The 3959-nt window shown below is 41.7% G+C and carries 3 protein-coding genes; 1 reads left to right on the top strand and 2 read right to left on the bottom strand.

Translation table 11 applies throughout. The annotated features are described in order from the left end of the window. Positions 1-221: hypothetical protein (locus AC5JMK_RS11780; RefSeq protein ID WP_495910154.1), on the bottom strand; the 221-nt coding region annotated here is incomplete at its 3' end. A gap of 16 nt (positions 222-237) precedes the next feature. Beyond that, entirely contained in the window at positions 238-2256 is a 2019-nt protein-coding gene (locus AC5JMK_RS11775; RefSeq protein WP_096677848.1) for a serine protease, read from the bottom strand. A gap of 612 nt (positions 2257-2868) precedes the next feature. On the opposite strand from AC5JMK_RS11775, the gene AC5JMK_RS11770 reads away from it, so the two are divergent. Next, the gene (locus AC5JMK_RS11770) at positions 2869-3954 is read left to right on the top strand and encodes a chemotaxis protein CheB (protein ID WP_495910153.1); all 1086 of its coding nucleotides are present in this window, start codon (positions 2869-2871) and stop codon (positions 3952-3954) included. The last annotated feature ends 5 nt before the right edge of the window (positions 3955-3959 follow it).

Below are 3959 nucleotides of genomic sequence, written 5' to 3'. Positions count from 1 at the left end.
TGTTTCAACCCTGAAGTTTCTTGTTTCAACCCTGAAGTTTCTTGTTTCAACCCTGGAATTTCTGGTTTCAACCCTGGAGTTTCTGGTTTCAACCCTGAAGTTTCTTGTTTCAACCCTGAAGTTTCTTGTTTCAACCCTGGAATTTCTGGTTTCAAAGGCGATCGCAAGAGCCAATAGCCAAACGTACTAGATAATAAGTTTGCTGCTAAGTTTATCCCCAATCCCCAATCCCATCTACTACTGAAGCTTTTTAATCAAATCCAAGGTTGTTTGATACAACTGCGTGTTTCCTTGTTGTCGAAACCATTCCGCAGCTTTTTGTAAGTCTGCGATCGCACCTTGTTTATCTCCCAATTGCACACGCAGTAAACCTCGAATGCCATAGATTTGAGTTAAATTCGGATTAATTTTAATGGCTTGATTATAATCAGCTAAGGCTCCTTGTAAGTTTTGCATCTGAGAACGCAGCACACCTCTGTTAAAATAAGCTACGGCGTAGTTGGGATTAATTTTGATTGCTTGATTGTAGTCTGCTAACGCCCCTTGAGTATCTCCCAACTTCAAACGCACAGCCCCTCGGTTATTATAGACTTCGGCATCATTGGGATTAATCTTGAGTGCCTGATTATAATCTGCTAAAGCTCCTTGAGTATCTCCCAAATCATCACGAACACTACCTCGGTTTAAGTAAGCTTTGGGAAGATTGGGATTAATTTTAATGGCTTGATTATTATCTGCTAATGCTCCTTGTTTATCTCCTGATAAGTAGTGCAGACGACCGCGATTATAGTAAGCTTCGGCATAGTTGGGATTAATCTTGAGTGCAGAGTTGAAATCTGCTAATGCTCCTTGAGTATCTCCTGCATCTTGACGGATAATTCCCCGGTTACTATAAGCTTCGGCAAGGTTAGGATTAATTTTGATCGCTTGATTATAGTCTGCTAACGCTGCTTGAGTATCTCCCTGTTCTTGACGAATCAGTCCTCGGTTATTGTAAGCATGAGCATAGTTGGGATTAATTTTAATTACCTGGTTGTAATCTGCTAATGCTGCTTGAGTATCTCCCTGTTCTTGGCGAACAATTCCTCTGTTATTGTAAGCATCGTCAAAATAGGGATCTATCTTAATTGCTTGGTTATAATCTGCTATTGCTTTGGGCTTTTCTCCCAAGTCAGAGTAAGCATTACCGCGTTTATTATAAGCTTGGGCGTCTTCAGGGTTGAGTTTAATACTTTGGGTGTAAGCTGCGATCGCTCCTTGATAATCTTTTAAAATCGTACGAGCAACCGCCTGACTATTGTAGCCTTCAACTTGATTCCCTTGTTCTAAAAATAATTTTGTCGCTGTCTGTAAATCCTTCGCTGCATTTTCTTTGTCGTATAGATTTAAGCGGACAATTCCTCGTTGGTAATAAGCTTGTGCATATTTAGGATTGAGGCGAATTGCTTGGGTATAATCTGCGATCGCACCTTTATAGTCTTGATTGCGATCTTTTTGTTTGGCTTTAATAAAAAAGTCATCTGCTTTTGGCGCAGTAGCGATAACATTCGGGGGACGCACTCCTAAATCAACCCCTACAGCTGAAATCTTCTGCAAAGCTGAATTTATAGTGATACCTAAACCCGTAATAATCTTACTCTGACTTTTCTCACCAATTTCTTGCTCATCAGCTCTACCATGAATCGCCACGACTTCACCTTGTTCATTCAGCACCGGGCCACCACTCATCCCTCCTAAAGTATCGTTATCGTAGATGAGATTGTAACCATCACCTTGTGGCGCACCGTTAGCATTTACATGTCCTGTGGTGAAGAATAAAGTCGGATTGGGAATTGCACCTCTTCTTCCCGGAAACCCTACTACATAGACTGTTGTACTGGCTGTAGCTTTGTCAGAATTCCCGATTTTGGCAACTTTATAACTCTTACTACTGCTAAACTCAATAACAGCTAAATCCACTCCTGACAATTGTTTAACAGATTTAATCTGGTTGCTTTGTTGATCTGGTGTAATTATTTCGTACTTACTATCATCTTTCACCACATGATAGGCAGTTAGCACAGTATAAGTATTGCTGGATTGCTTGATAATAACTCCCGAACCAGTCGCAACAGGATTTTGACTATCCACAATCCGTACTGTAATTTCTCTACCAATACTTTCTACATTTTGTCCAGATAGAGCGACTGCAATTTGTGATTGTATCAATACGATGGATGCGCCTACTAGTATGGGTGGAAGATGGTAATATCTCATGGTTTCGCAGTAATTTTTTACTCAAAATTTGTTATTATCACAAGCCACCCTGGATTTTAGATATCTAACATTTGTATAGGATTCCTATTTGATTTTTGTTGGCGTAGCCTGCGCTCTGCGCTTACAAAACTCAGTACACATCTAGCTTCCTTTTTTTCTTTCTTTCCCTATTGCCTATTGCCTATTGCCTATTGCCTGCCTCCACGAGTAAATTCATTAATCAAATCGGATTGCTATATTATCTGTGCTTGTGTACTCTCAGTGAAATATTTTATTCTCCAGTTTGTTGCTTTAACAAATTTACTATTTCTTCCGAAAGCCATAAGCCAGCATTACGTAATACTTGAATTCGATTCGATGAAAATGCGATCGCACTTCATTTCTCCGACTTTTATAAATTGAAATCGCAGGCGGGTTTTTTGAACATTTGGGATGCTCCCTGAAAATATGACTCCTCCTACACCACCACACCCTTTTTTCACTGGGACTGGCTTTGAGCGAAGGCGGATAAATCCACTTTTAGCTAGGTGAGTAAATATTTCTATCTTACTAAGGTTAAATCAGGCAGTGTCTATTAAGTAATTTCATCTGCGCTGCTATAAGGAGGAATCAATGCCTGGACACGATATAATGGTAGTCGGGACATCAGCAGGCGGGGTTGAAGCACTTACTTATCTGGTCAAAAATTTACCTCCAGACATCAAAGCTGCCATTCTCATTGTTCTTCACGTTCCCTCTCACGGTACAAGTGTATTGCCTCGTATCTTGAAGCGGGTTGGAAATTTGCCTGCATCTCACGCTCAGGATGGTGAAGCAATCCTCGCAGGAAAAATCTACGTTGCTCCACCAAATTATCACCTGCTAGTGAAAAAAGGATACATTAACTTAACTTGTGGGCCTAGAGAAAATAGCCATCGTCCAGCTATCGATCCGCTATTTCGTACCGCCGCACGGGCTTACGGAAGGCGAGTAGTTGGTGTCATTTTAACAGGTGTGCTTGATGATGGCACAGCAGGATTAAAGGCAGTAAAAATGCGAGGCGGTGTAGCGATTGTTCAAAACCCCAACGATGCTATGTATGCAGGAATGCCAAGTAGTGCGATCGAAAACGTAGACGACATTGACTATGTTCTGCCACTAGCGGAGATTCCTGCTTTACTGGTAGAACTGGCTAACACGCTAGTGGAAGAGAAAGAAAACTGCGTTGTTCCTGAAGAGATAAAATATGAATCTGACATAGCAGAACTAGATATGGAAGCAATAAACAACGATGACAGACCTGGTAAACCATCAGGTTTCGTCTGTCCAGAGTGTGGTGGTAGTCTGTGGGAATTGCAACAAGGAGATTTGTTGCGGTTTCGGTGTCGCACGGGTCATGCTTACTCAGCAGAAACTCTCTTAGCAGAGCAATCTGATGCTTTGGAGGATGCGTTGTGGATTGCAATGAGAGCATTACAGGAAAAATCTTCTCTGGGACATCGCATGGCTAAACGAATGCGCGATCGCAATCAAATCTTATCAGCAGAACGATTGGAACAAGAGGCTCGAGATTGCGATGAGCGTGCTGCTGTCATCCGAGAAGTCCTACTCAAAACCAATCGCCACGCGTTAGCAGAATTAAACGAACTTCCAAACCAAGAAGAGCAACAAGTAGACATCTCCGACAACTATCAAAGCCTTTATGTGACTAGCTCTTAGGGTGC

Source organism: Pelatocladus sp., from assembly GCF_059505505.1.
This window is presented reverse-complemented; position numbering and strand designations above follow the sequence as displayed.